Below are 26,279 nucleotides of genomic sequence, written 5' to 3'. Positions count from 1 at the left end.
CCCAGCAAATAACATAATAGACATTATACTCATACGCAGCCGCTACGGAGATTGCGTCCACTTCGTTACCGCAACTGCCAACTGGAGTTGCTACCTTTGTTAGGACACAATTCTTATACTCTTTATCTTTAAGAGTATGAAAAAGATCAGAAAAAATTACAGTTTAGAGTTTAAGATCCAAGCAGTATCTTTAAGTGAGCAGCGAGGCAACATATCTTCAGTAGCTCAAGAATTGGGGATCTGCAAAGAAAGTCTAGTCAATTGGAGAAAGCATCACAAAGAAGGCAAGCTTACCAAGGAAAAACAAATTTCCTTCGATCCCGTAAGGGAAGAGCTTTTGAGGCTTCGAAAAGAACTTGAAGAAACAAAGCTAGAACGTGACATCTTAAAAAAGGCGGTAGGCATCTTTTGTTCATTATTTTTATTTTGTTTTTAAAGGAATTCACGAATCTTCAATTTCCAAGAGAGACGGGTAAGATATAAATTTATCAAAGAACACACTACTGTGTTTCCTGTCGGGAAGATGTGTGAAGTATTAAAGGTTAGCAGGAGCAGTTTCTATCATTGGAAGAAAAGAAAACCGAGTGGGCGATCAGAAAGAAGATCTGTTTTATCTGCAGAGATCTTCCATATTTATCATTGGAGCCGTGGCAGATATGGCAGTCCTCGAATCGCCAGAGAACTTGAATCAAAGGGAATGAATGCTTCTCGTCCTTTTGTAGCAAAGCTGATGCGTGAGCTTAATCTACGAAGTATTGTGAAAAGAAAATTCAAGAAAACTACAAACTCTTCCCACAAATATCCCGTGGTAGCCAACTTGTTAAATCAGAATTTTCAAGTGAAAGAAAAAAATAAAGCATGGGTTTCTGATATTACCTATATCCGCACAGGTCAGGGTTGGTTGTATCTTACTACAGTCATTGATCTATTTGACAGCAAGGTTATCGGCTGGTCGCTGAGTGAGATGATGAAGGCTCAGGATACCAGTATTGCCGCCTTGAAAATGGCACGACTCCATCGTCCTTTACAGGATCATGACAGTTTAATTTGCCATTGACTACGTCGAATCTCCGATTTCAGATAGGGGAATACAGTATGCGTGCACAGAATTTACGTCAATGGTCGGAAAAAACATTATCCGAATGAGTGGAAAAGGGAACTGCTATGATAATGCTGTAGCGGAGAGCTTTTTCAAAACTCTGAAAACAGAACTTGTTTATCAAAATAAATATGAAACTAGAGATGATGCCAAAAACTCTGTGTTTGAATATATAGAAACATTTTACAACACTCAGAGAAGGCATTGACTCCGTCGAATCTTCGATTTCAGCTTTAGGAAACTTAACCATAAAAGAGTATCAAAATTTAATGTCTAATCAATCTAAAAATGTAGCATAAAGAGTATATAAATTTTGTCTCAAAAATAGTTGCAAGTTCATCTAAGCCATAACTTTTTAACTTACACACTTTACGGGATAGTGTCTTTTTTCCAAAAAAAAAGATTTTTACAAATAAAACCTCAACGACCTTTCAAAAAGCAATTTTAAATCTTAACATATACGTTTTACACAACTTGCTATTGTAGTTATACACTCATTAATTTCATCTACATTTAAATTTCCAAAACCAAGGCGAGTTGCGGTCAAGTTTTTGTTTTGATATAGTAGTGTTCTCGGAATAAAGACATTGTTTTTGATACATTCGTTACTTAAATGTATTAAATTTAATGGTTTTTTCCACTCAATCCACACAGCAAGTCCTCCGGAGGGCTTATTGAAATTAATAAATTTTCCCAAAGAATTTTCTAAAGACAGACAAAAAAGGTCTCTTCTTTCCTTATAGATTTTCAATGATTTTTTTAAATATCTGTTAATTTCTCCATCAGCAATCATTTCTCCCAAAACATGTTCCATCAAAACATCACCCTGCCTATCAATTATTCCGAGATATTTTCGCATTTCTATCATTAGGTTTTCAGGAGCAACTATAAACCCTGTACGGAAGCCAGGCGCAAGAGACTTTCCAAAAGAACCAGTATAGACTACCATTCCTCTGGTATCAGCACTTGCAAGAGGAAGAATTGGACTTTTATCGTAATGAAAATCATAATCGTAATCGTCTTCTAAAATTATGAAATTAAATTCGTTAGCAAGATTTAAAAGTTCTATTCTTCTGTGAGCACTTAATGTAACTGTAGTAGGGTAATGATGATGTGGTGTAAGATAAATCATTCTGATTTTCTCTTTCTCACAGATTTTCCGAACTTCTTCAACATTGACCCCTTCACCATCAATCGATACGGATTGAATTTTTACACCAGCTTTCTGAAAAATCATATTGACCGAGAAATAACTTAATTCTCCAACTAAAACAGTATCGCCTTTTGATAAAAGAATTTCCGAAGCAATATAAATACTCATTTCGGTGCTTCTCGTTATCAGAAGATTATTATCTGAAATAGGTAATCCTCTTGATAGATTCAGATATTTTGAAAGATTTTTCTTGAAAAATTCGCTCCCATCCTGATTGTATTGTCCTATTTTATGGGCTTTTCTTTTTAAAATAGAGCTGTAAATTCTGGAATGCTGATTGATTTGGGTTAAACGAATATCCGGAACTCCGTCATTGAAATTATATTCACAATTGGAATGTTCAAAGGGGTTATCTAAAATATTCGATGTTTTGAATGTAAAGCCTGTCGTTTTAGGATAATTTTCAAGATGTGTTTTTTCAAAGTTTCTAAATTCTACAGATTTATCCTGATCTTTTCCAATAATGAAAGTTCCTTTATTGGGAAGGCTTTCCACCCAACCTTGAGCAAATAATTCGTCGTAAACTGAAACAATTGTATTTCTATGAACCTCCAAAATCTGGCTTAAAGCTCTCGTTCCCGGAAGTTTTGTTCCAAAGGGCAAAAAACCACGTTGTATTGCGTTAATCAACTGATTTGAGATTTGCATATATAGAGAGACCTCAGAATCTCTATTGATTTTAATGAAACTTTGATAAGGAATTTCAACCGGACTATCCATAATCTTAAAACTGGCACCATTCAACCATCCCGCAATATACTACTTTTGAAACCAAAACAAAAAAGAATGGAATTTTACAATCTTTTAGACAAAATTGTTCAGCACAATGAAACTCATGCAAAATGGCTGAACACGCTTTCATTCATGGAAAATGCAGGAGCTAGAAAAATTTCTGCTTGTGAGCATCCAACGAAAGTTAGTTTGATTCAATTAAAACATGCGACGGAAGAGCATCGCCATGCTTTTTATCTGAAAAAACAAATCGGAAAAATTGACTCTGCATTATGCAAAACGTATGAAAATAATGAACTTTTAGCTTCTATCGCGACGAGACAATATCTTCATTCTCTTGATATTAAAGCCTGTAAACATCTTCAGCAAAATTTTAAACTTAATAAAGAAGAACTAAAATTTGCCGCTTATCTTTTTGTGACTTATGCAATCGAAGTTCGTGCGGATAAATTGTATCCGGTCTATCAGGAAATTCTTACAAAAACTGCTTCAAAAATCATGATTAAATCAATTATTTTGGAAGAAGAGGGGCATTTGGAAGAAATGATAAATCAATTAGATGAATTTTCTGAAGATTGGAAAGCTCATGCTGAAGTCATTTTAAATATTGAAAAAGAACTCCATGAACAATGGATTCAGGCGATTTCTAAAGAGATTTTAGAATTGAATTATGCTTAATCAATTTCATCATTTCGAGGAAGCTTTAGAAAAAAGAAAAGAGAAGGGTACGCTGAGGGTTTTAAATCAAAAATCGGAAGGAATAGATTTTTATTCAAATGATTATTTGGGAATGGCGAGAAATCAAGAATTTCAGGATTTGTTATTAAAAATAGTCTTTGAAAATCCAAAATTGCTTTCCGGAAGCACAGGTTCGAGATTAGTAAGCGGAAATAGTTCTATTGTTACAGAAGCTGAAGAATTTATTGCTAAAGAACATCAATATAAATCTGCGTTGCTTTTCCCTTCGGGTTATAATGCTAATCTTGCCATATTTTCAACGCTTCCGACCCGTCATGATACGATTATTGTGGATGAACAAATCCATCGCTCAGTTCATGATGCGTGCAAAATGTCTAATGCAAAAAAGCTGAAGTTTAAACATAATGATCCTGAACATTTAGAAGAAATTTTAAAAAGACAAAACAGAATTTGTTATGTAGCGATCGAAAGTTTGTATTCGATGGATGGAGATCTTGCTCCGATTCAGAAAATTGTTGAAATCACAGAAAAATACAATGCCAATTTGATTGTTGACGAAGCCCATGCTTTTGGCATTTTCGGATATGGGTTGATTAATAAATTTCAATTGCAAAATAAAGTTTTGGCAACGGTTATTACTTATGGAAAATCACTTGGAACCCATGGAGCAGCGATTTTAACAAATGACTTAATTAAATCTTATCTCATCAACTTTGCATCACCCTTTATCTATACCACTTCGGCGCATGATTTTCTTTGGATGAGCATTTTGAAAGGACATGAGTTTATAAAATCAGACAATCAATTGTCAATTGATTTACAGAAAAATATTAAAATTTTTCGTCAACAAAATTTAGAAACTCCATCATCCGAAAACAGCCCGATTCAGGCAATTATAATTCCAAACAACCATCGATTGAGAAGTTTAAAAGAAGCTTTATTGGAGAATGGATTTTTGACATATGCCGTTTTTAGTCCGACTGTCAAAGAAGGAACAGAGAGGTTGAGAATTTGTCTGCATAGTTTTAATAAAGAAGAGGAAATTTTGGAATTAACAAAGATTGTTAAAACATTTATTTAAAGAATGACTGTCATTCAGAACATAGCGAAGCGGAGTGAAGAATCTATTAATAAGGGATAGATTTCTCCTTTGTCGAAATGACAGATAGTTATATAAAATTATGAATACGAAAGATAAGAAACAAAAAAAACTCTTCGTCACAGGCATCGGGACCGAAGTAGGAAAAACCGTTTGTTCGGCAGTTTTAATAAAATATTTTAATGCAGACTATTGGAAACCGGTACAATCTGGAGATTTAGATTTTTCTGATAGTATGAAAATCAAAAATTGGGTTGGAGAAAATACTATTTGTCATCCTGAAACTTACCGTTTCCAATTAGCTGCGTCCCCACATCAATCGGCGAAAGAAGAAGGTGTTATAATTGATTTAAATGAATTTAAAATTCCTGAAACTCAAAATAATTTAATTATTGAAGGAGCAGGAGGATTGATGGTTCCTTTAAATGATAAGGAATATATTATTGATTTAATTGAAAAATTGAATATCCCGGTGGGATTGGTTGTAAGAAATTATTTAGGCTGCATCAATCATACTTTACTGTCGATAATAGCTTTAAATCAAAGAAAAATTAAACTACAATATTTAATCCTTAATGGAAATTTTCCATCAGACACTAAAAGAATTATTTGTAAAAATATTCAATTAGAAACAAAAATTATAAGAATTCCAGACATCGAGAACATAACAAAAGAAAATATAGAAAATATTACAAAACAATTAGAAAATAGATGAGAGATAAAACAAAATTGAGAAATGATTGGACAAAACAAGAAATCGAAGAAATCTACAATCTTCCGCTTCTTGAATTAATTTATAAGGCAGCAACTGTTCACCGCGAATGGCACAATGCTGAGGAAGTCCAGATGTCCACTTTGCTGTCCATAAAGACCGGAGGTTGCCCCGAAGATTGTTCGTATTGCGGGCAAGCAGCTCGTTATCAAACGAATATCAAAGTTCAGGCTTTGCTTCCGACGGAACAGGTAATTGCACATGCTCAAAAAGCAAAAGACAATGGCTCGTCGCGTTTTTGTATGGCTGCAGCGTGGCGTGAAGTGCGTAACAATCGTGATTTCGACAGGGTAATCGATATGGTGAAAGGCGTAAATGAACTTGGAATGGAAGTTTGCTGTACATTGGGAATGTTGACGGAAGAACAGGCAATTCGTCTTCAGGAAGCAGGTTTGTACGCCTATAATCATAATTTGGATACTTCGGAGCAATATTATGAAGAGATTATTTCGACCAGAACTTTTGATAATAGAATTAATACTATCAATAATGTGAGAAAAGCAGGAATTACCGTTTGTTCAGGAGGAATTATCGGTCTTGGAGAAACTCACGGAGACAGAATTTCAATGCTTTTAACATTATCAAATATGCCAAAACATCCGGAATCTGTTCCAATCAATGCATTGGCCAGAGTCGAAGGAACTCCGTTGCAGGATAATGAAAAAACCAATACCTGGGAAATGGTGAGAATGATCGCAACAGCGAGAATTATCATGCCATCATCAATGGTTCGTCTAAGTGCAGGAAGAATTGAAATGACTGAATTTGAACAAGGTTGGTGTTTTATGGCAGGAGCCAATTCCATCTTTACTGGAGAAAGAGAAACTCTTTTGGTGACGCCAAATCCGGGAGTTTCGGAAGATATGCAGATGTTACAAAATTTAGGATTGAAACCAATGAAAGGACAATCAGAAAAAGCTACCGAACAGTTTGAAACCTGGAATGCTAACTTATAGTTGATAAAAATATGACTTTACAAGAACGTGACAGAGCCGTCAACTGGCACCCTTATACTCAAATGAAAACGGCTGATGATGCAATTCCCATTGTAAAAGGAAAAGGGATTTATCTTTTTGATGAGCAGGGGAAACAATATATTGATGCAGTTTCTTCGTGGTGGGTAACGCTTCACGGTCATGCACATCCGTACATTGCACAAAGGGTTTCGGAGCAACTGAATACATTGGAACAGGTTATTTTCGCTGGATTTACCCATGAGCCAGCCATTAAGCTTTCGGAGAATTTATTAAACCTTTTGCCTGAAAATCAAGAAAAAATTTTTTATTCAGATAATGGCTCGACGGCGGTGGAAGTGGCTTTGAAGATGTGTATTCAATATTCGCATAATCAAGGGAAGGAAAAAAAGAAGATTCTGGCTTTTAGAAATGCGTATCACGGTGATACTTTCGGGGCAATGTCCGTGAGCGCAAGAAGTGTCTGGACAAAGCCTTTTGGAGAGATGCTTTTTGAAGTTATTTTTATTGATACACCGACTTCAGAAAATCTGGAAAGTTTAAAAAATCAAATTGAAAATTTCGCAGATGAAGTTGCCTGTTTTATCTACGAACCCTTAGTTCAGGGTGCTGCGGGAATGTTGATGCACAAAGCGGAGGATTTATCTGAATTAATGAAATTTTGCAGAGAGAAGGGAATTTTGATGATACAAGATGAAGTCTTTACAGGATTTGGAAGAACAGGAAAGCTTTTTGCTGCGAATTATTTATCTCAAAAACCAGATATTATGTGTTTCTCAAAAGGCTTGACAGGCGGAACAATGCCGATGGGAATTACAACTTCTTCGAATGAAATTTTCGAATCATTTTTGTCAGATGATAAATACAAAACCTTATTTCATGGTCATTCTTTTACGGCAAATCCTTTAGCCTGCACCGCGGCCTTAGCAAGTATGGAACTGTTGCTAAATGAAGAAACCTTGAATAATATTTATTCACTTACTGAAGCACATTTAAATTTTTCTAAAATATTACAACGACATCCCAAGGTTGAGAATGTAAGACAGACCGGAACAATTTTAGCGTGGGAAATTAAAAATGACGAACAAACTTCTTATTTTAATGATATCGGAAAATTGCTATATCAAGAATTTTTAGAGCGAGGAATTATCATGCGGCCTTTAGGGAATGTGATGTATCTCGTTCCTCCTTATTGTATTTCGCCATTTGAATTACAAATGATTTATGATACTATTTTGGAAGTGTTAGATTCGAAGATATGTATTTAAGTCGAAATGGTATTTTATGATATCAATATACAAAATATTGATTACAAATAATATTTCAATACATATTCTAAAAACCAATTTGGCAGTTTTTCAGGTTCAATTTCTAAAGATATATTATTACCATTGTACACTTTTGAAATTAACCTGAAATCTTGTCCTGAATTATCAAGGTAGTATCTCACTAACTGTGTAAGTAAAAAAGTTATTCTGGAAAATTTTGAGCCCTTATAGCTCAAAAAATTTTACGGAAATAACTTTTTATTATTTTTAACCATTACATAGTTATGATAGACAAAGAAGACTTATTAAACAACAAGGATTTCTATAAGTCCTTTAAAAATGGGGAAGATTTAACCTCTTTCTTCAAAGAAATGCATAAACGAGCTGTACAACATATGCTTGATGCAGAATTGGACACCCATCTGGATAATGAAAAGCATCAGAAATCCATCACTGGAAATTACAGAAACGGATATGGGACCAAAAAGATAAAATCCTCATTTGGCGAATCTGAAATTAAAGTTCCCAGAGATAGAGAAGGTAGTTTTGAACCAGCATTGGTTCCAAAGAGACATAATATTTTCGATGGTTTGGAGAATATCATCATCTCATTTTATGCATAGGGAATTAGTATAAGTGATATTGAAGAACAAATTAAAGAGATGTATAATTTTGAGGTTTCTACCTCTACCATCTCACGAATCACCAATGCGGTTGCCCGTGAAGTTGTGAGCTGGCAGAACCGCCCGCTTGAAGATTTGTATCTCATTGTCTGGATGGATGGGATTGTTTTCAAGGTAAGAGAAAATTCCAAAGTCATTAATAAAACCGTTTATCTGGCTGTGGGATTATACCATGACGGGAGAAAGGAGGTCTTGGGAATGTGGCTTGGAAAAAATGAAAGCTCAGCCTTCTGGATGAGTGTTCTCACGGATTTAAAAGCCCGTGGTGTGGAGGATATTCTCATCACCGCTACCGATAACTTAAACGGATTTACCCAAACCATCCGTTCCGTCTTTCCTGAATCTCAAACCCAAATTTGCGTTGTCCATCAAATAAGAAAAGCCTGCAAATATGTGGTTTGGAAGGACAGAAAAGAATTTTCTGCCGATATGAAGCATATTTACTCCGCTCCAACAAAACAAGCGGCTCAAGCAGCTCTGGGTGATTTTGCAGACAAATGGGAAAGTAAATATTCTTATGCTATCCAATCCTGGCGAAACAATTGGGATGAGTTGACCGTATTCTTTGAATTTTCTCTCGAAATACGAAAAATCATTTACACCACAAATTTAATTGAAAATCTCAACGGCAAAATATTACAAAATTTTCTATTTTAAATTTGACCCCGCATTTTGCCAATACAATGTTAGCGGAAGTTTTTTTGTGGCTAAAAAATATAACCATATTTGTAATGTCGAAATGCCAAAAATAAAGTTCCAATTCCAGCAATCAGTCCAATGTAAATTAGAGCACTTTCTTTATTTTCATATTCATTTTTGCTAATTAGAATTTTACCATTTTTTTCAACTTGAACTAAATCAATATTGATATTCTCTTTTTCATTAGAGTTTGGTCGATAATACACTTTTATTGAATCTCCAATTTTTATTTTATCAAGTAAATCATCATAATTTTTAGACATTCGATAAATTCCAAGTTTTTCATCCAAATTATTTAAAGCAATATAAAACACTTGAGATTTTCTTCCTTTACTTTCATAATGAATTCCAATTCCTTTGTTAATTATAGTATTTTGATATTGTGAATATTCTGACAAGTCTAGATTTTGTTTTCCATATCCAATATACGCAAGAAGAAAATAGAGCAGTGAAGTTGAAGCAAAAAGAATTGAACTTAATGTGTGTTTAAATTTCTTTGTATTCATTATTTGCAGGGACTTGTGTCATGTCCTGAAATAGGTTGACTCTTTTTGGTTAATATTTAGGATTTGTTTCACGATTTAAAAATAGGAATTTTTGTTTTTAATGTCGGAATAAAATTTGGAAAAATTTCCTTCGCTTTGTCCAGTTGATTTTCCCACATTTTTTTACCGATTTTTTTCACCAACAACATCATGCAGATTTTTTTGAATAAGATTTATAAATGTGTTTATTGAACTCGTTATGAGCTTGCGCAGGCGTCTTCAAACCTAGGCTCCAATGCGTTCTTTCGTTGTTGTAGATGTCCACAGCTTCCTTAATCATTTTTTGAGCGGTTTTTAAATCTTTAATAACATTTTTAAATCCAAATTCGTATTTAAGAATCCCGTTAATCCTTTCTGCTACAGCGTTTTCGTAAGGATCGTATTTCTGAGTGGTACTCATTTTAAATCCTAATTTCCTGGCAAATTCCGTGTAATCTGGACAGCAATATTGCAATCCTCGGTCAGAGTGATGAATGATGTTTTCTAATCCAAATTGCAGCTTGTTATGCGCCATTTTTAGGGCTTTTTTCACCATTTCTACTTTCATGTTGTCTTCCAGAGCATAACCCATGATTTGCTTGGAATATGGATCCGTAACAAGCGATAAATAAGCGTGTCCTTGATCGGTTTTAATGTAAGTGATATCACAAACAACAGCTTGTTCAGCGTGTGTTAATTCAGTCTCTTTCAGCAGATTAGGAGATGTGTAATAAAAATGTTTTGAATCGGTTGTTATGTGATAACATTTGTTCTTTTTGATGAGCATTCCGTGGTTGCGAAGTAGCGTGAATAAAGCATCTCTTCCCATTTTGATGTTGTTTTTTAAAAGTTCAGATTTCATTTTATCGTAGAGTTTTCTAGTTCCCATTTTACGTTGTCTTTTTCGTATTTTTTGAACTATTTCAATAACTTTTTCATTGATAGACATTTGTCTCTGAAAAGATTTTTGACGTTGATAATAAGCTTGTTTTGAAATCCCAAAAACTTGATACAGAAGCTTTATTTTAGCTTGTTCTTTCTCTTCTGAATCTCGTTTGCTAAATGTTTGGGCAATAATTCCTTTGAAAGTTCCTTGCCTGTAACTTTTTCAAATTCTACGATAACATCTTGTTGAAAATCCTTTATCCACTCCAGTTCTTGGAGCTTTTCTTTTAATTTTTTAATCTCTAATTCTTTGCTCATGGCTTTACTTTTTGAGGTGTAATTACTTAATTTTTTTCGCCAATAATCCATTGTACTTCTGGAAATATCATACTTCTTTGAAGCAAAGTTAGTGGAAATTTGCCCATTATTGATTTGCGAAATGACGAAAATTTTGAATTCGAAAGAGGTTTTTTTGCCGTTTCTTTTTGTTCGAGATTTGTTGTTTATTTCAAGGTTCTCACGATTCTGCGCATTCGCTAGAATTCGGCAGGCTTGTCCATTTGTTAAGTCCATTGTTTAATAAAAGTGCTTAATTTTTGGTCAACCTATTTTAGGACGATGCATCATATATCATTGCAGATAACGGGCCGCGTATTGGCGATAGTGGCGGATTAGAAAGCCTAAACTTTCAATCTTGCACTAAGCTAAGCAACAGCCTTTTACTATTTTTTAAATTTATGAAAAAAGGAAATATAAATGGCTGTTGCTACAAAAAAAGGAGAAACTTTCAATTTCTCCCTTAACCCGCCATTTTGCCAATACCGTGTTATTAAAAGTATTAAATCGTATGTCGCATTTTGCACTAAAATACCTATTTATCAATAAGTTATAAAAACGATAGGAATAAAATAACGCATAAAAAAGCAATGAAAAGATAGTATTGTTGTACCAAATGTTGTATCTTTGTATTAGGTTGCACCGCTTTGAAATATCTGATAAATAAAGGGTTTCATCAAATTGCACTCGTTTCATTTATTTAGTACAACAAACTTAATACTTTTTTTTATGGCATCAATAAAATTAGTTCTTAGAACAAATCAAGAAGATAAAACAGGTCATAGTCCGTTGTTCATAAGGGTTATAAAGGATAGAAAAGCCAAGTTTGTAGCTACCGGAGTAAAGCTGAAGCAAAATGAGTGGGATGATGAAAAGCAGAAAATCAAAAAGAACCACCCGAATAGTGCAAGAATGAATGCTTTTCTTTCTCAAAAAATTGCCGATGCTGAAGGAACAGTAGCCGACCACGAACGCAAACGTAAATCTGTATCAGCAAGAAAACTAAAAGAAGCCATTAAGGGTAAGGATATGGCAAACTTCTTTGAATATGCTTACAATCGTTGTGAGCGTATAAAAGGAACTGTATCGGTTGCCACTTACAAAAATTATAAACAGTATGTTGCTAAGTTTGAAAAATTTGTAGGGCATAGAGATGTGTATTTCGATGATATTACAGTTACAATGTTGAAAGACTACGTAAACTATCTTTCCAATACGTTGAAAAATGGAGCTACAACGGTTCACTATTCTTTGTTGATTTTATCGGTAATGTTTCGGGATGCACAAAGGGAAGATATTATTTTGGAAGCTATTTATCCATTTTCAAAAGTGAAAGTAAAAAGAGATAAAGGCAAACGTTTATATCTAAACAAAGAGCAGATTGAAAAGCTAAGAACCCTAAAAATTGAATATACCGGAAAGGACGAAATATTTAGAGATATGTTCATTTTTGCGGTGTATGCAGGTGGATTACGTTTTAGTGATGTAGTGAGTTTGAAATGGAAAGATTACAATGAGAAAGAACAACGCATTACAAAGGATATTCGCAAAACCAAAAGAACCCATAATTTTAAAATCGGTCAGATTGCGATTGATATTTTGAACCAATACAAAACCGAATTTTCACAACCTACGGATTTTGTTTTCCCAATTATTGAAGATGTAGAATTGTTCGATAGTAATGAGGAATACCAAGCCCATATCATCAATGCCAAAAATATTTTGTGTGGTCAGAAGTTACGAAGAATTGGTAAGGATATGGAATTGCCTTTTGGTTTATCTTTCCATTTAAGCCGTCATACATTTGCTACCAATGCTTTAAATAATGGTATGCGGATAGAATATGTTTCAAAACTGTTAGACCATTCAGATATTGGTATTACTCAGATTTATGCCAAAGTAATCAGTGAAGAGTTGGATAAAGCAGTTGAACAATACATCAACTAAACTCAATACAATTTTTTTTCATAAAACATTTTGCAGTTAAAAAATAACATCGTAATATTGCGATATTAAAATATGAGCTATGGGACTTACTAAATCAGATATATTTTCAGATGAACAAAATAAATTGTCTTCTTTGTTTAAAGTGTTGGGGCATCCTGCAAGGGTAGCAATACTTCAATATATTATCAATCAGAAAGCCTGTATTTGCAATCATTTGGTAGATGAATTAGGTTTGGCACAGGCAACTATTTCGCAACACTTAAAGGAGTTAAAAAACATCGGTATCATACAAGGAACGATAGAAGGAAAATCAGTTTGTTATTGTATAGAAGAAAAGAAATGGAAAGAAGTACAAGGGCTTTTTAATCAATTCTTTGAGCAGGAAGTAAAAGTAAATCAATGCTGTTAAAAGCATTTTTTTATACATTTTAATATCGTCATATTGCAATGTAACATATTCTAATAATAGAGCCTTAAATACAGAATAATAAAGCATAACAGAATATCATAATAAAATAGAAATTTTATGAAACTATCAAACATCAAAGAAATCTTACCAGCATTAGATAATGTTGAATTTCAATTAGAGAATGGAACGTTTGTACCGGAACATTTCCACGTTACAGAAGTAGGTGTAATCACAAAACATTTTATTGATTGTGGCGGAACCATAAGAAATGAAAAAGTTGTCAATTTCCAATTATGGAATGCGAACGATTTTGAACACAGATTAAAGCCAACCAAACTATTAAACATCATCAAATTATCTGAAGAAAAATTAGGTATTGAAGATGCAGAAATAGAAGTAGAATACCAAAGTGAAACGATTGGCAAATACGACTTAGATTTTAACGGAAATCACTTTATACTGAAGAACAAACAAACCGCTTGTTTAGCTCAAGATGCTTGCGGTATTCCTGCCGAAAAACAGAAAGTAAAATTATCAGACTTGAATAATGCTTGCTGTACACCTAATTCGGGATGCTGTTAAATACTAAAACCAAAATACAATGTATCAGAAACTAATCGAAATCATTAATAATAGTATTGATTTACAGAATATCAGAAAAGAGCGTAAAGGTGTATTGCAGCCGTTGATAGATTTTATACAGCAAAAAGTAAATGATAACCAGGAAATAAATATCAATTTCATTTGTACGCATAATTCACGCAGAAGCCATTTATCGCAAGTTTGGGCACAAGTAGCATCAGCACATTTTAATATACCAAATGTAACCTGCTATTCGGGTGGCACAGAAGAAACTGCATTGTTTCCAATAGTTGCAGAAACATTGATAAATCAAGGTTTTAATATTTTCAAAATTGTAGAAAGTAACAATCCTGTATATGCTATTAAGTATAGCGATAATGCTTTACCTATAATTGGTTTTTCTAAAAAATATGATAACCCTTTTAATCCTGTATCAGCATTTGCAGCTATTATGACTTGTTCACAGGCAGACGGAGGATGTCCATTTATTGCAGGTGCAGAAAAAAGAATACCTATCACATTTGAAGACCCTAAAATTTCAGACAATACACCAGAACAATCACAAGTATATGCGGAAAGAAGTTTGCAGATAGCAACAGAAATGTTTTATGTTTTTTCAAAAATTAGCAGATAACCAATGCAACCAAAACTAAAATTCTTAGACAGATACCTAACCTTATGGATATTCCTTGCAATGGCAGTGGGTATAGTTTTAGGACATTTCTTTCCAGGCATTTCAAGAATTACAAATGCTTTATCCGTTGGCACTACAAATATTCCATTGGCAATAGGTTTAATATTGATGATGTACCCGCCATTGGCAAAGGTTGATTATTCAGTATTGCCCCAAGCGTTTAAGGATAAAAAAGTAATTGGAATATCATTATTACTCAATTGGATTATTGGTACAGTGCTGATGTTCGGATTAGCCGTTTTGTTTTTACGAGATGAACCCGATTATATGACAGGATTGATATTGATAGGTTTGGCAAGATGTATCGCAATGGTAATCGTTTGGAGTGATTTAGCCAAAGCAAACAGAGAATATACAGCAATGTTAGTCGCATTAAATAGCGTTTTTCAAGTCCTTTCTTACAGCTTCTTAGTGTGGTTATTCATCAACGTATTACCAAGCAAATTAGGATTGGCAAATTTCAATGTAACTGTATCAATGAAAGATGTTACAGAAAGTGTATTGATATACTTAGGCATTCCATTTTTAGCAGGTTTTATAAGCCGTTACACATTGGTAAAATCAAAAGGTATAGAATGGTATAATAGAAAATTTGTACCCAGAATATCGCATATTACATTATATGCTTTATTGTTTACAATCGTATTGATGTTCAGTTTAAAAGGCGATAAAATAGTAGAGTTGCCAATCGATGTGGTAAAAGTAGCCATACCGTTAATCATCTATTTTGTACTGATGTTTTTCGTTAGTTTCTTTATCAATAAATCTCTAAAAGTTCCCTACGATAAAAACGCATCCATCGCATTTACAGCCACAGGAAACAATTTTGAATTGGCAATAGCCGTAGCAATAGCAGTATTTGGTATTCATTCCCCACAGGCATTTGTAGGCGTTATAGGACCATTGGTAGAAGTTCCTGTACTGATACTATTGGTAAGGGCAAGTTTGTGGTTAAAGAAAAAATACTACTATTAAAGAATTTGCTAATTCATAATAGTATTAACTTCTTTAGAAATATTATAAAATAGAAAAACTTAATAAAAAATACCTGATTATTAATACCTTTGTAAAGTGAAAAAGTATTTGGCAGTCATATTACTTTCCATTTACCTCTGTGCTACAACAGAGCTGTACCAGTTGCTGAAATTTCCCGTTTTGGTAGAACACTTTTTTGAACATAAAGCTAAAAATTCCAATATATCTGTTTTGGATTTTCTGGCGCTTCATTATGCAGGGAATCATTTGCAAAATCATCCGCATGATGATGACTACGAACAGGATCAGAAATTGCCTTTTATTAGCCATCATGATTTTTTAACCATTGTTTTTACCCCGGGTTCTGCGGTATGGTTTGAAATTGAAAATCATAATTTACCCGTCGTTAAACGGAAAATTGCTTCATACAATGATGCATATTTGAGTGGGGAAATCATCAATGCCATCTGGCAGCCTCCGAAATTCTGTTAATCTTTTTTGATTTTTTCAGGTGAGTTCATTCATCTGATATTACTGTTTTTGAAAAAATTCGGAAAGCAGCATCTATACATTTTTTTAGGTGTCGGGTTTTCTGTCAATAATTCATTGGCGGTTATAAAATCACATTCAATTATTTTTTACGATTAACAGAATTAAATATGCTTACAAAAATCATTGAGTTTTCTGTAAAGAACAAACTCATTATCGCATTACTGATTCTTGGTTTGATTGGTGTAGGCTCTTACCAGGTGACAAAGTTGCCGATAGATGCCGTGCCGGATATTACCAACAATCAGGTGCAGGTTATTACCATTGCGCCCTCTTTTGGCGCAACAGATATAGAACGGTTGGTTACTTTTCCCATCGAGCAGGCCAATTCCAATATTGCCGGACTGAAAGAAATTCGTAGTTTTTCCCGATTCGGATTGTCTTTGGTGACCATTGTTTTTGACGATGGCGTAGATGTCTATTGGGCAAGGCAACAGGTTGCAGAACGATTGCAGCAGGTACAGTCAGAAATTCCGCAAGGAATAGGGAATCCACAATTGGGACCTATTTCCACAGGTTTGGGTGAAATTTACCAATACGTTGTCCGTCCGAAAAAAGGCTTCGAACAGAAATATAACATTACAGAACTCAGAACCATTCAGGACTGGATTGTCCGCCGGCAATTGCTTCAGGTAAAAGGCGTAGCCGAAGTCAGCAGTTTCGGAGGAAAGCTCAAACAATACGAAATTGCTGTAAACCCTGATAAACTCAATGCTTACGGCATTACCATCAACGATGTTTTTGATGCGCTCAATGCCAACAATCAAAATACAGGCGGCGCTTATATCGAAAAAGGCCCAACAGTTTTGTATATCCGAAGTGAAGGTTTGGTGGGAAATATAGAAGACATTCAAAATATTTCCATTACCAATAAAAATAATGATGTTCCGCTTTTTATACGGGATGTCGCAGATGTAAAAACAGGTTATGCCACCCGTTACGGTGCGATGACCTATAACGATAATGGCGAAGTTTCCGGAGCGGTGGTGATGATGCTGAAAGGTGCTAACAGCAGCCAGGTTATCAAAGATGTCAAAGCCAAAGTGGCTCAAATTCAGAAAACACTTCCCGAAGGTGTCGTTCTTGAGCCATTCCTAGACCGCACCAAAATGGTAAACAACGCCATCAGCACCGTAGAAAGGAATCTTTTGGAAGGCGCTTTAATTGTTGTTTTTGTGCTGGTTTTATTTCTTGGGAATTTCCGAGCCGGGCTTTTAGTGGCATCCGTCATTCCGTTGGCGATGCTTTTTGCCATTTGTATGATGAATCTTTTCGGCGTAAGCGGAAATCTGATGAGCTTGGGCGCATTGGATTTTGGGTTGATTATCGATGGAGCGGTCATTATTGTAGAATCGGTTTTACACCAGTTGATGCTCAATAAAAAATTCAGGAATCTGGCAAAAATTCCCACAGAAGAAATGGATGGTATGGTTACAGAATCTGCCGGAAGAATGATGAACAGTGCCGTTTTCGGGCAAATTATCATTTTTATCGTGTACATTCCTATTCTCACATTGCAGGGAATCGAAGGGAAAATGTTCCGTCCGATGGCAGAAACCGTCGCTTTTGCTTTGCTCGGAGCTTTCTTGCTTTCGCTTACTTATATTCCGATGATGAGTTCGGTTTTATTGAAAAAACGAAGCTTAAAACCTTCCTTTTCGGACAGGATGATGAAAAAAATTGAAGGGGTTTATGTAAAAACATTGCTGAAAGTCATCAAAATTCCGAAAACGATTTTTGCCGTTATCTCTGTTCTTTTCATTGCGGCCATTATTTTAATGAGCAGAATGGGAGGCGAATTTATCCCGTCCCTGGAAGAAGGCGATTTTGCCGTAGATACAAGGGTTTTACCAGGAAGTAATCTGACGACTACGATTGAAAGCACCCAAAAAGCCGCTCATATCCTGAAAACACGTTTTCCGGAAGTGGAAAAAGTGGTGACCAAAATCGGAAGTGGCGAAGTCCCTACCGACCCGATGCCGATGGATGCTTCGGATATGATGGTCATTCTGAAAGACAAAAAAGAATGGACTTCTGCCAAAACCTTTCCGGAACTTTCAGATAAAATGAGCAAAGCACTGGAAGATGTCCCCGGAATTACCGTAGGATTTCAGTATCCGGTAGCGATGCGTTTCAACGAACTGATGACCGGAGCAAGGCAGGATGTGGTCATCAAAATTTTCGGTGATAACCTGGATTCTTTGGTGCAAAATGCCAATAAACTGGGTAAAATCATCGAAACGGTGAAAGGAACGCAAAACCTTTATATAGAGCCGGTTTCCGGGCTTCCACAAGTGGTGGTGGAATACAATCGCCCTGCCATTGCCCAGTATCATCTTTCTGTGGCGGATGTCAATCGTATCATCAATACGGCTTTTGCAGGACAAAGCACAGGTTTGGTTTTTGAAGGTGAAAAACGTTTTGATATGGTGGTTCGGCTTAATTCCAATGACCGGAAAAATATCAATGATATTAGAAATCTTCTTGTCCCAACGCCCGCAGGCAATCAGATTCCTTTGAACCAGCTTGCCAAGGTTGATATTGTACAAGGTCCGAACCAGATTCAACGGGAAAACGCACAACGCAGAATTGTGGTCGGTTTTAATATCAAAAATAGGGATGTGCAAAGCATTGTGGAAGAATTGCAACAAAAAGTGGACAAACAAATTAAATTACCTGCAGGTTATTCTATGACCTATGGTGGTTCGTTTGAAAACCTCAACAATGCCAAACAACGACTGATGGTCGCAGTTCCGCTGGCTTTAGCATTGATTTTTGTACTGCTGTTTTTGGCTTTTAAATCCATCAAAGAAAGCCTGCTGATTTATACCGCTATTCCGCTTTCCATTATTGGCGGCGTTTTTCTGCTGAATGCGAGAGGAATGCCTTTCAGTATCAGTGCAGCAGTCGGATTTATCGCCCTGTTCGGTGTTGCGGTTCTCAATGGGATTGTCCTGATTTCAGAATTTAACCGGCTTCACAAATCAGGAATCAGAAATATCGTAAGAATTGTGGTAGATGGTGGCGAAAGCCGTTTGCGCCCGGTTCTGATGACGGCTTGTGTGGCATCGCTTGGCTTTATCCCGATGGCAGTCAGCAACGGGGCAGGAGCAGAAGTACAAAGACCTTTGGCAACGGTAGTCATTGGCGGACTGATCCTCGCAACCTTTCTCACACTGTTTGTTTTGCCGCTTTTGTACATCAATATCGAAAATGGATTTAAGATGAAAAAACCAAAAATTAAAACTATCACGCCGATTTTAATATTCATCCTAATGATTGGAAGCGTGAAACTCAATGCGCAAACTACGATTTCTCTGGATGAAGCCATGAATCTTGCCGTTCAGAATAACCGGAACTTGAAAAACGAAAAGCTGCGTTCCGATTTTGCCAAAGCACTGATAAAAACATCCACTGCTGACATTCCGCAGACCTCGGTTAGCGCGGATTACGGACAAATCAACAGTGCCTATAAGGATATGAAATTCGGGGTTTCGCAAAGCATTGCTTTTCCGACGGTCTATAAAAAACAGAAAAACCTGTACACCGAAGAATGGAAAAAAAGCCAGTTAAACGTTTCTCTGAAAGAATTTGAATTGAAAAAATTGGTAAGCCAGACTTATTTTCAATTGCTGTATTGGAAAGAAAAGGAAAAATTGCTGAATGAAGCCTTACAATTATATTCTAATTTTTTGGAGAAGGCAAGCCTTCGTTTAAAAGCCGGAGAAAGCAACGTCCTGGAAAAAGCAACAGCGTCCAACCAGAAATCGGCGATTGATATTCAGTTAAAACAAATTCAGCAGGAAGTCAAAACGCTTCAATTGCAGTTCCAGTGGTTGCTGAATTCTGAGGTAGAATATCTTCCTTTGGAAACATCCAAAACTAATCTTTCAAATCCAGAAGTTTCTTCACATCCTTTACTGAAAATGTTGGAACAGCAGAAAACGGTTGCTGAAAAACAAACGGAAGTCGAAAAGTCCAGATTGCTTCCCGGGCTTCAATTGGCGTACAATCTTAATTCATTCAAAGGAACCGGAGCAGATGATAAAATCTACAATGGAACGCCACAATTTCATTCGGTTATGTTAGGTATTTCTGTTCCGATTTTCTCGGGCGGGCAAAAAGCCAGAATTGAAGCTTCTAAAATGGCGGAAAATATTGCCGAAAATGATAGGATAAATACCGAATTTTCTTTGAATAAAAAAGCAACGCAACTCAGGCAAATTTATCAAACCAACCTAGAAATTGTAAACCGTTACGAGTCTTCGGAGCTGAAAAATGCAGAAATCATTACCGAAACCGCTCAGAAACAATTCTCGAATGGAGAAATCAATTATCTGGAATTTGTTATGCTCATCAACCAAACGATTGCCCTCAAAAGCAATTACACAGATGCCCTTTTGAAACTGAACGAAAGTGCAATCGAGCTTCAATACCTCACTTTAAATCAATAAAAATGAAGACAGTAAAAATTAATTATATATGGATTGTTGTTGTGTTGTGGGTGTTTTCGGCAATCCAATGCCAGCAGAAAGAGGAAACAACTACAAAAACCGGAACACCGAAAGACGAAAATACCGTTAGCTTAACAGATGCCCAACTCCGGAATGCGCCGATAGAAACCACAGAACTTTCGATGCAATCCATCTCGACCGTTCTTAAATTAAACGGAAAAATTGACGTTCCGCCACAGAATTTGGTTTCCGTAAGTACACCTTTGGGCGGTTACCTGAAAAGTACCGGACTACTCCCGGGAATGAAAGTTTCCAAGGGACAAGTGATTGCCGTGATTGAAAACCCTCAGTTTGTACAGCTGCAGCAGGATTACCTGATGGCAAAATCCAAATATCATTTTGCACAGCTGGATTATAACCGCCAAAAAAAGCTCAACCAAAGCCAGGCAAGCAGCGATAAGGTGATGCAGATGGCACAATCGGAAATGAACAGCCAGCAAATTATTATGAATGCCATTGCACAGCAACTGCAGCTGGTGAACATCAACGCAGGAAGCGTAACTGCCGGAAATATCCGTAAAAGTGTTCCTGTTTACAGCAGTATCAATGGTTTTGTAAGCAAAGTGAATGTGAATATTGGGAAATACTTCAATCCTTCCGATGTTTTGTTCGAACTCATCAATCCTGCGGATATTCATCTCAATCTCAAAGTCTATGAAAAAGACCTTGCGATGCTGAAAACAGGACAGCGGATTGTGGCTTACAGCAATATCAATCCGGACAAAAAATATGATGGCGAAATTCTCCTCACAGGCAAAGATCTGGACGGAAACGGAATTGCCGATGTCCATTGTCATTTTGAAAAATACCATCCCGAACTGATTCCGGGAATGTATATGAATGCGGAAGTCGAGACCGAAACCTCTTTTTCGAATGCTGTCCCAGAGGAAAGTGTGGTAGATTTTGAAGGTAAAAGCTATGTTTTTGTTGAAGAAAAAAAACAAACCTACAAAATGGTTCCGGTTACCACCAACGAATCCGAAAACGGCTTTATACAGATTCTGAATTTTCAGGATTTCAAAGGGAAGAAAATCGTGACCAAACATGCGTACACGCTTCTGATGAAGCTGAAAAATACCAGTGAGGAGGATGAATAAAACAAATAAGATAAAAAATGAAATCTAGAATTAAAAAAATAAGCATAGCAATTATATTGATACTATTTATTGCGATACAATTTTTTGATGTGATGCCTAATTATGTAGCTGAAACATCTAAAAATGCTATTGAAAAGCATTATTCTGTACCTCAAAATGTGCAGCAGATTTTAAAAACCAGTTGCTATGACTGCCATTCCAACAATACCGTTTATCCTTGGTACAGCAAGGTTCAGCCGGTAAAATGGTGGCTGGCAAATCATATCAATGACGGGAAAAGGCATTTGAATTTTGATAAATTTGGTACTTATCCGAAAGATAAAAAACTGCAGAAATTAGATGAAGTTGCAGAAACGGTAAATGCTGATGAAATGCCGTTAAGCAGTTATACCGTCATTCACACCCAGGCGAAATTGTCTGCAGAACAAAAGTCTTTAATCCAAAGCTGGGTCAAATCGATGAAAGGTCAGATCAATAAAGAAATTTTGGTACGATGAAAAGAATCATTTTATTGACAATGCTTAGCTTTTTTCAATGGAGTGAAGCACAAAAATCCGTTTTTCAGGAGGATAAGAAGCCCATTGCAGATTCATTATCGGTCTATCAATTTGGATATAAAAAACTGATTGTTCCTTCGATTTTTATCGGTTACGGAATTTTAAGCTTAACTTCTGATGATTTGAAGCAATTGAATAAATCGACACAGTATGAGATCAGTGAGCATAAACCCGACCATATAAAACTGGACAATTATACCCAGTTTGTGCCGGCTGTTTTGGTTTACGGACTTAATTTTTCCGGAATCAAGGGGAAGCATAACCTGAAAGACCGGAGCATCATTCTGGGAACCTCGCTTCTGATCTCCAGTGCTGTTGTACTCCCCACCAAACATCTAGTAAAAGAAGATCGGCCGGATGGTTCTAACAATCTTTCCTTTCCTTCCGGGCATACCGCTTTTGCTTTTGCAACTGCGCAGTTTATGTTTCGGGAATATCAAGAGGATCATTTTTGGTTGAGTTTGGCAGGGTATCCATTTGCAGTTTTTACTGGAATTTACCGAACTTTGAACGACAAACATTGGGTAGGTGACGTGGTGGCAGGAGCCGGCATAGGTATACTCTCCACCGAAGCGGCCTATTGGCTGTTTCCAAAAATAAGTAAAATATTCTCAAAAGCTAATTCCCAAAATACGGCTTTTGTCTATCCTTTTTATCAAAGTAAAACAATAGGATTGGGAATGTCTTTTAATTTTTAAATTTAAAATCAATGAAAAACATAAATAAATTCATTACAGTACTCAGTATTGCAGTAGTGGCACTACTTCTGGAATTTATCCTGAAAGAGCCTTATTATGCTAAAATTTTAATAACTGTTACCGGAATTATAATGTCGGTCATTCTTTTGAAAGGGATGATCGATGTTCTTCGCTCCGGGAATTTCGGAGTGGATATTTTGGCGATTTCTGCTATTGCCGCAACATTGGCTGTGGGAAATTACTGGGCATCACTCATCATTCTCATTATGATTACAGGAGGTGATTCTCTGGAAGATTATGCCCAGAAAAAAGCCCGGAAAGATTTAAAATCACTGCTTGATAACACACCGAAGATTGCCCATAAAAAAATAGGTAATGACCTTAACGACGTTCCTGTTGATGACATACAAATCGGAGACATCATCATCGTAAAACCAAAAGAAACTGTTCCTGTTGATGGAATTCTTTTGAGTGATGAGGTGCTGCTGGACGAATCTTCACTTACGGGAGAATCAAAACCTGTCAGTAAACTGAGAGGCAACAGTTTGTGGTCGGGTTCGTTGAACGGCTCGGGAGCCATTACCATTCAGGTATCTAAACTCGCCAAAGACAGCCAGTATCAGCAGCTCGTTCAGTTGGTTCATAATTCTGAAAAAGAGCCTGCACACTTTGTAAGAATGGCAGACCGCTATGCTCTGCCTTTTACCATTGTAGCCTTTCTTATAGCCGGAATTTCCTATTTGATTACCAGAGACCCCAATCGTATTGCCGAAGTTTTAGTGGTTGCTTCGCCTTGTCCGCTCATTCTCGCCGCACCTATCGCACTGATTTCGGGAATGAGTCGCTCCAGTAGGAATGGTGTGGTGATTAAATCCGGAACCGTTATTGAAAAGCTGGACAAAATGAAAGCCATTGCGTTTGATAAAACAGGTACTTTAACCAAAGGAGATCTCGCGATGGATGAAATACTGCCTGAAAATCTTTTTTCCAAAGAAGAACTGATAGATTTGGTAGCCAGCGTGGAACAGCAATCCTCGCACGTTCTGGCAATTTCGATAATGAAAAATATTGGCTCCAAAAATATCCCTCTAGCAACAGATTTAAAAGAAATTGAAGGAAAAGGAGTTGAGGGAAAAGTAAATGGAAAATTGATAAAAGTAGGAAAACTGAATTTTGTTACCAATCAGTCCATTCAGATAAAATCAGAAAAAACTTCTCTGTTTGTTTCGGTTAATGACCAATATGTAGGAGAAATTACGTTTTCCGATGAAGTCCGTCCGGAAGCCAGACAAACCATTGCCCAGTTACTGAAAATGGGTATTCGGAAAATCATGATGATTTCCGGTGATAAACAAAGTATTTCTGAAACGATAGCTAAAGAAATAGGCATTTCGGAAGTGTATGCGGGATGTTTGCCGGAAGACAAACTGAAAATCCTGAAAAGCGTAAGTGATGATTTTCGTCCAATTGTAATGGTGGGAGATGGTGTGAATGACGCACCATCTTTAACTGTTGCCGATGTGGGAATTGCAATGGGAGCCAAAGGATCCAGCGCAGCAAGTGATTCTGCAGATGTGGTGATTTTGAAAGACAATCTGGAAAAAGTAAGTGACACTGTCATGATTTCCAGAGAAACAATGAAGATTGCCCGCCAGTCTGTTTTTATTGGTATTGCAGTTTGCACCGTATTGATGCTTATTGCTGCTTTCGGCTTATTGCCTGCTTTGTTAGGTGCAGGGCTTCAGGAAGTGGTAGACGTGATTTCCATCACTTCAGCGTTGCGTGCTTTGAAGGACAGGACTTAATTTTTGATAAATATGATCTGCGAGGAGAACAATATTTTCAAAAAAGAGAATCTTTCATTTGAGAATTTTTATCTGACTTTGAATAGGATAGAACCTAAACAAAAAATTTTGGGTTCCATCATTAAGAAAACTGTTTTTGCTTTTCCCATGAAGAATCTCTCCAAGAAAATCGAAAATAAGATTCAAAGGACAAATTGGCTTCAATTTGTGTGTCAACAATTTGGACTGAGTACCAATTCAGTAAATAGTCACGGAGATCACAAAGGTAAATCCACAGAAATTTTTTATGAACTTTTCGGAATCATAGTGGAAGCATAACCTGAAAGACCGGAGCATCATTCTGGGAACCTCGCTTCTGATCTCCAGTGCGGTTGTACTCCCCACCAAACATCTGGTAAAAGAAGAACGGCCGGATGGTTCTAACAATCTTTCCTTTCCTTCCGGGCATACCGCTTTTGCCTTTGCAACTGCGCAGTTTATGTTTCAGGAATATCAGGACGATAATTTCTGGCTGAGCCTGACAGGATATCCATTTGCCGTTTTCACCGGAATTTACCGCACGCTGAATGACAAACATTGGGTAGGCGATGTGGTGGCAGGAGCCGGTATCGGTATTCTGTCCACGGAAGCTGCCTATTGGCTTTTTCCGAAGGTCAGCAGTTTGCTGGTGAACAAAAAAACAGAGCACCTGGTGCTGATGTACCCGTTTTATCAGGATCAGTTGTTTGGATTAGGATTAAATTTACAATTTTAAAAAGAAGAAAAATGCATCATACTTTAGAAAAACATTATGTAAACCGTGTGGGCTGGCTTCGTGCGGCGGTGCTTGGAGCCAATGACGGCTTGCTTTCCACAACAAGTATTGTTATCGGCGTAGCAGCGGCTGATCCGAGCCGGCATTCGATACTTTTGGCAGCTATTGCCGGAACCATTGCCGGAGCCATGTCGATGGCCGCAGGAGAATATGTGTCCGTCAGTTCACAATCCGATACCGAAAAAGCTGACCTTGAAAGAGAAAAGCGCGAGCTGGAAGCAATGCCGGAAGTCGAACTGCACGAACTGGCCAAAATTTATGAAAGGAGAGGCGTTTCGGGCACTACAGCACTACAAGTAGCCAAGGAACTTACTGCTCATAATGCCCTGGAAGCTCATGCCAAAGATGAGTTGGGCATCAATGAGATCACAGTTGCAAAACCACTTCAGGCTGCTGTAGCTTCTTTCCTGTCTTTCCTGTCGGGAGCGGCATTGCCGATGATTCTGGCGATTTTTGCACCGGAAAGTGAAATGGTATATTATCAATATGGTTTTTCCATTGTTTTCCTGATGATATTAGGAGCAATATCTGCTAAAACAGGGGGTTCCAATATCGGAATTGCAATGGCGAGAATTTGCTTTTGGGGAACTGTAGCGATGTTGGTAACGGCAATTGTTGGACATGTATTTGGGGTTAATTTGGATTAAAAAATAAA

The 26,279-nt window shown here is 36.6% G+C and carries 25 protein-coding genes and 1 pseudogene; 22 read left to right on the top strand and 4 right to left on the bottom strand.

From position 1 onward, the window contains the following. Positions 1-136: 136 nt before the first annotated feature. The 3 genes from B5X62_RS02210 to B5X62_RS15740 all read left to right on the top strand — a co-directional run bounded on the left by B5X62_RS02210 (position 137) and on the right by B5X62_RS15740 (position 1,307). Positions 137-436 carry a transposase gene (locus B5X62_RS02210; protein ID WP_079665744.1) on the top strand — a complete coding sequence of 100 codons (300 nt, stop codon included), beginning with the start codon at positions 137-139 and terminating at the stop codon, positions 434-436. Between the two features lie 12 nt (positions 437-448). After that, positions 449-1,057 carry an IS3 family transposase gene (locus tag B5X62_RS02205; RefSeq protein ID WP_144038274.1) on the top strand — a complete coding sequence of 203 codons (609 nt, stop codon included), beginning with the start codon at positions 449-451 and terminating at the stop codon, positions 1,055-1,057. Between the two features lie 61 nt (positions 1,058-1,118). Further along, entirely contained in the window at positions 1,119-1,307 is a 189-nt protein-coding gene (locus B5X62_RS15740) for an IS3 family transposase (protein ID WP_079665742.1), read from the top strand. A 243-nt stretch (positions 1,308-1,550) separates the two neighbouring features. On the opposite strand, the gene B5X62_RS02195 is transcribed toward B5X62_RS15740, so the two are convergent. Further along, complete coding sequence (locus B5X62_RS02195; RefSeq protein ID WP_079665946.1) at positions 1,551-3,032, bottom strand: aminotransferase-like domain-containing protein; 1,482 nt, start codon at positions 3,030-3,032, stop codon at positions 1,551-1,553. A gap of 66 nt (positions 3,033-3,098) precedes the next feature. On the opposite strand from B5X62_RS02195, the gene B5X62_RS02190 reads away from it, so the two are divergent. From B5X62_RS02190 to B5X62_RS02165, 6 genes and pseudogenes are all read left to right on the top strand, one after another. Continuing rightward, positions 3,099-3,722 carry a hypothetical protein gene (locus B5X62_RS02190; protein ID WP_079665741.1) on the top strand — a complete coding sequence of 208 codons (624 nt, stop codon included), beginning with the start codon at positions 3,099-3,101 and terminating at the stop codon, positions 3,720-3,722. Continuing rightward, positions 3,715-4,824 carry an aminotransferase class I/II-fold pyridoxal phosphate-dependent enzyme gene (locus B5X62_RS02185; RefSeq protein ID WP_079665740.1) on the top strand — a complete coding sequence of 370 codons (1,110 nt, stop codon included), beginning with the start codon at positions 3,715-3,717 and terminating at the stop codon, positions 4,822-4,824. The genes B5X62_RS02190 and B5X62_RS02185 overlap by 8 nt, the downstream gene beginning before the upstream one ends. A 100-nt stretch (positions 4,825-4,924) precedes the next feature. Beyond that, positions 4,925-5,557: a dethiobiotin synthase gene (gene bioD, locus B5X62_RS02180; protein ID WP_079665739.1), complete on the top strand. Its 633-nt coding sequence runs from the start codon at positions 4,925-4,927 to the stop codon at positions 5,555-5,557. Beyond that, positions 5,554-6,570, top strand: coding sequence for a biotin synthase BioB (gene bioB / locus B5X62_RS02175; protein ID WP_079665738.1), 1,017 nt, complete (start codon positions 5,554-5,556; stop codon positions 6,568-6,570). Before bioD ends, bioB begins: the two co-directional genes overlap by 4 nt. 11 nt (positions 6,571-6,581) lie before the next feature. After that, a complete protein-coding gene (gene bioA / locus B5X62_RS02170) occupies positions 6,582-7,856 on the top strand; it encodes an adenosylmethionine--8-amino-7-oxononanoate transaminase (RefSeq protein ID WP_079665737.1) in 1,275 nt (424 codons plus the stop codon). Positions 7,857-8,140: 284 nt separating this feature from the next. After that, positions 8,141-9,175, top strand: a pseudogene (locus B5X62_RS02165) (IS256 family transposase); the annotation flags it as partial. Between the two features lie 71 nt (positions 9,176-9,246). Here the strand turns inward: B5X62_RS02165 and B5X62_RS02160 are convergent. The 3 genes from B5X62_RS02160 to B5X62_RS02150 form a co-directional block, all read right to left on the bottom strand. Then, positions 9,247-9,744 (bottom strand): hypothetical protein, encoded by a 498-nt coding sequence (locus B5X62_RS02160; protein ID WP_079665736.1) that lies wholly within the window; start codon positions 9,742-9,744, stop codon positions 9,247-9,249. A 187-nt stretch (positions 9,745-9,931) separates the two neighbouring features. Further along, positions 9,932-10,759, bottom strand: a complete 828-nt coding sequence (locus B5X62_RS02155) for an IS3 family transposase (RefSeq protein ID WP_245797132.1) — start codon at positions 10,757-10,759, stop codon at positions 9,932-9,934. Between the two features lie 23 nt (positions 10,760-10,782). Further along, positions 10,783-11,220, bottom strand: a complete 438-nt coding sequence (locus tag B5X62_RS02150; RefSeq protein WP_079665734.1) for a helix-turn-helix domain-containing protein — start codon at positions 11,218-11,220, stop codon at positions 10,783-10,785. Positions 11,221-11,712: 492 nt separating this feature from the next. On the opposite strand from B5X62_RS02150, the gene B5X62_RS02145 reads away from it, so the two are divergent. The 13 genes from B5X62_RS02145 to B5X62_RS02080 all read left to right on the top strand — a co-directional run bounded on the left by B5X62_RS02145 (position 11,713) and on the right by B5X62_RS02080 (position 26,271). Continuing rightward, a complete protein-coding gene (locus B5X62_RS02145; protein WP_079665733.1) occupies positions 11,713-12,930 on the top strand; it encodes a site-specific integrase in 1,218 nt (405 codons plus the stop codon). Between the two features lie 79 nt (positions 12,931-13,009). Continuing rightward, entirely contained in the window at positions 13,010-13,339 is a 330-nt protein-coding gene (locus B5X62_RS02140; protein ID WP_079665732.1) for an ArsR/SmtB family transcription factor, read from the top strand. A 117-nt stretch (positions 13,340-13,456) separates the two neighbouring features. After that, positions 13,457-13,921, top strand: coding sequence for a DUF6428 family protein (locus tag B5X62_RS02135; RefSeq protein ID WP_079665731.1), 465 nt, complete (start codon positions 13,457-13,459; stop codon positions 13,919-13,921). Between the two features lie 19 nt (positions 13,922-13,940). After that, positions 13,941-14,555 (top strand): low molecular weight phosphatase family protein, encoded by a 615-nt coding sequence (locus B5X62_RS02130; protein WP_079665730.1) that lies wholly within the window; start codon positions 13,941-13,943, stop codon positions 14,553-14,555. A 3-nt stretch (positions 14,556-14,558) separates the two neighbouring features. Next, entirely contained in the window at positions 14,559-15,590 is a 1,032-nt protein-coding gene (gene arsB / locus B5X62_RS02125) for an ACR3 family arsenite efflux transporter (RefSeq protein WP_079665729.1), read from the top strand. A gap of 96 nt (positions 15,591-15,686) precedes the next feature. Next, positions 15,687-16,082, top strand: coding sequence for a hypothetical protein (locus tag B5X62_RS02120; RefSeq protein WP_079665728.1), 396 nt, complete (start codon positions 15,687-15,689; stop codon positions 16,080-16,082). 167 nt (positions 16,083-16,249) lie between these two features. Further along, the gene (locus B5X62_RS02115; protein WP_079665727.1) at positions 16,250-20,593 is read left to right on the top strand and encodes a CusA/CzcA family heavy metal efflux RND transporter; all 4,344 of its coding nucleotides are present in this window, start codon (positions 16,250-16,252) and stop codon (positions 20,591-20,593) included. Between the two features lie 2 nt (positions 20,594-20,595). Further along, the gene (locus B5X62_RS02110) at positions 20,596-21,750 is read left to right on the top strand and encodes an efflux RND transporter periplasmic adaptor subunit (RefSeq protein ID WP_079665726.1); all 1,155 of its coding nucleotides are present in this window, start codon (positions 20,596-20,598) and stop codon (positions 21,748-21,750) included. Between the two features lie 17 nt (positions 21,751-21,767). Continuing rightward, positions 21,768-22,247, top strand: coding sequence for a heme-binding domain-containing protein (locus B5X62_RS02105; RefSeq protein ID WP_079665725.1), 480 nt, complete (start codon positions 21,768-21,770; stop codon positions 22,245-22,247). After that, positions 22,244-23,005: a phosphatase PAP2 family protein gene (locus B5X62_RS02100; RefSeq protein WP_079665724.1), complete on the top strand. Its 762-nt coding sequence runs from the start codon at positions 22,244-22,246 to the stop codon at positions 23,003-23,005. Before B5X62_RS02105 ends, B5X62_RS02100 begins: the two co-directional genes overlap by 4 nt. A gap of 11 nt (positions 23,006-23,016) precedes the next feature. Next, on the top strand, positions 23,017-24,810 hold the full coding sequence (locus B5X62_RS02095) for a heavy metal translocating P-type ATPase (protein ID WP_079665723.1): 1,794 nt from the start codon (positions 23,017-23,019) through the stop codon (positions 24,808-24,810). Positions 24,811-25,129: 319 nt separating this feature from the next. Further along, a complete protein-coding gene (locus B5X62_RS15650) occupies positions 25,130-25,564 on the top strand; it encodes a phosphatase PAP2 family protein (protein WP_144038272.1) in 435 nt (144 codons plus the stop codon). Between the two features lie 11 nt (positions 25,565-25,575). Beyond that, positions 25,576-26,271, top strand: a complete 696-nt coding sequence (locus B5X62_RS02080; protein WP_079665721.1) for a VIT1/CCC1 transporter family protein — start codon at positions 25,576-25,578, stop codon at positions 26,269-26,271. Positions 26,272-26,279: the final 8 nt, after the last annotated feature.

The organism is Soonwooa buanensis, from assembly GCF_900167905.1.
Lineage (GTDB): Bacteria > Bacteroidota > Bacteroidia > Flavobacteriales > Weeksellaceae > Soonwooa > Soonwooa buanensis.
Note: the sequence above shows the minus strand (reverse complement) of the source record. Positions and strands in the feature narration are given on the sequence as shown.

Excerpts from the sequence above, each read along its gene's own strand:
- B5X62_RS02160 (WP_079665736.1), bottom strand. The coding sequence starts at position 9,744 with ATGAATACAAAGAAATTTAAACACACATTAAGTTCAATTCTTTTTGCT.
- B5X62_RS02110 (WP_079665726.1), top strand. The coding sequence starts at position 20,596 with ATGAAGACAGTAAAAATTAATTATATATGGATTGTTGTTGTGTTGTGG.
- B5X62_RS02115 (WP_079665727.1), top strand. The coding sequence starts at position 16,250 with ATGCTTACAAAAATCATTGAGTTTTCTGTAAAGAACAAACTCATTATC.
- B5X62_RS15740 (WP_079665742.1), top strand. The coding sequence starts at position 1,119 with ATGGTCGGAAAAAACATTATCCGAATGAGTGGAAAAGGGAACTGCTAT.
- B5X62_RS02100 (WP_079665724.1), top strand. The coding sequence starts at position 22,244 with ATGAAAAGAATCATTTTATTGACAATGCTTAGCTTTTTTCAATGGAGT.
- bioB (WP_079665738.1), top strand. The coding sequence starts at position 5,554 with ATGAGAGATAAAACAAAATTGAGAAATGATTGGACAAAACAAGAAATC.
- B5X62_RS02095 (WP_079665723.1), top strand. The coding sequence starts at position 23,017 with ATGAAAAACATAAATAAATTCATTACAGTACTCAGTATTGCAGTAGTG.
- B5X62_RS02195 (WP_079665946.1), bottom strand. The coding sequence starts at position 3,032 with ATGGATAGTCCGGTTGAAATTCCTTATCAAAGTTTCATTAAAATCAAT.
- B5X62_RS02130 (WP_079665730.1), top strand. The coding sequence starts at position 13,941 with ATGTATCAGAAACTAATCGAAATCATTAATAATAGTATTGATTTACAG.
- B5X62_RS02210 (WP_079665744.1), top strand. The coding sequence starts at position 137 with ATGAAAAAGATCAGAAAAAATTACAGTTTAGAGTTTAAGATCCAAGCA.
- bioD (WP_079665739.1), top strand. The coding sequence starts at position 4,925 with ATGAATACGAAAGATAAGAAACAAAAAAAACTCTTCGTCACAGGCATC.
- B5X62_RS02190 (WP_079665741.1), top strand. The coding sequence starts at position 3,099 with ATGGAATTTTACAATCTTTTAGACAAAATTGTTCAGCACAATGAAACT.
- B5X62_RS02140 (WP_079665732.1), top strand. The coding sequence starts at position 13,010 with ATGGGACTTACTAAATCAGATATATTTTCAGATGAACAAAATAAATTG.
- bioA (WP_079665737.1), top strand. The coding sequence starts at position 6,582 with ATGACTTTACAAGAACGTGACAGAGCCGTCAACTGGCACCCTTATACT.
- B5X62_RS02080 (WP_079665721.1), top strand. The coding sequence starts at position 25,576 with ATGCATCATACTTTAGAAAAACATTATGTAAACCGTGTGGGCTGGCTT.
- arsB (WP_079665729.1), top strand. The coding sequence starts at position 14,559 with ATGCAACCAAAACTAAAATTCTTAGACAGATACCTAACCTTATGGATA.
- B5X62_RS02145 (WP_079665733.1), top strand. The coding sequence starts at position 11,713 with ATGGCATCAATAAAATTAGTTCTTAGAACAAATCAAGAAGATAAAACA.
- B5X62_RS02105 (WP_079665725.1), top strand. The coding sequence starts at position 21,768 with ATGAAATCTAGAATTAAAAAAATAAGCATAGCAATTATATTGATACTA.
- B5X62_RS02150 (WP_079665734.1), bottom strand. The coding sequence starts at position 11,220 with ATGGACTTAACAAATGGACAAGCCTGCCGAATTCTAGCGAATGCGCAG.
- B5X62_RS02135 (WP_079665731.1), top strand. The coding sequence starts at position 13,457 with ATGAAACTATCAAACATCAAAGAAATCTTACCAGCATTAGATAATGTT.
- B5X62_RS02185 (WP_079665740.1), top strand. The coding sequence starts at position 3,715 with ATGCTTAATCAATTTCATCATTTCGAGGAAGCTTTAGAAAAAAGAAAA.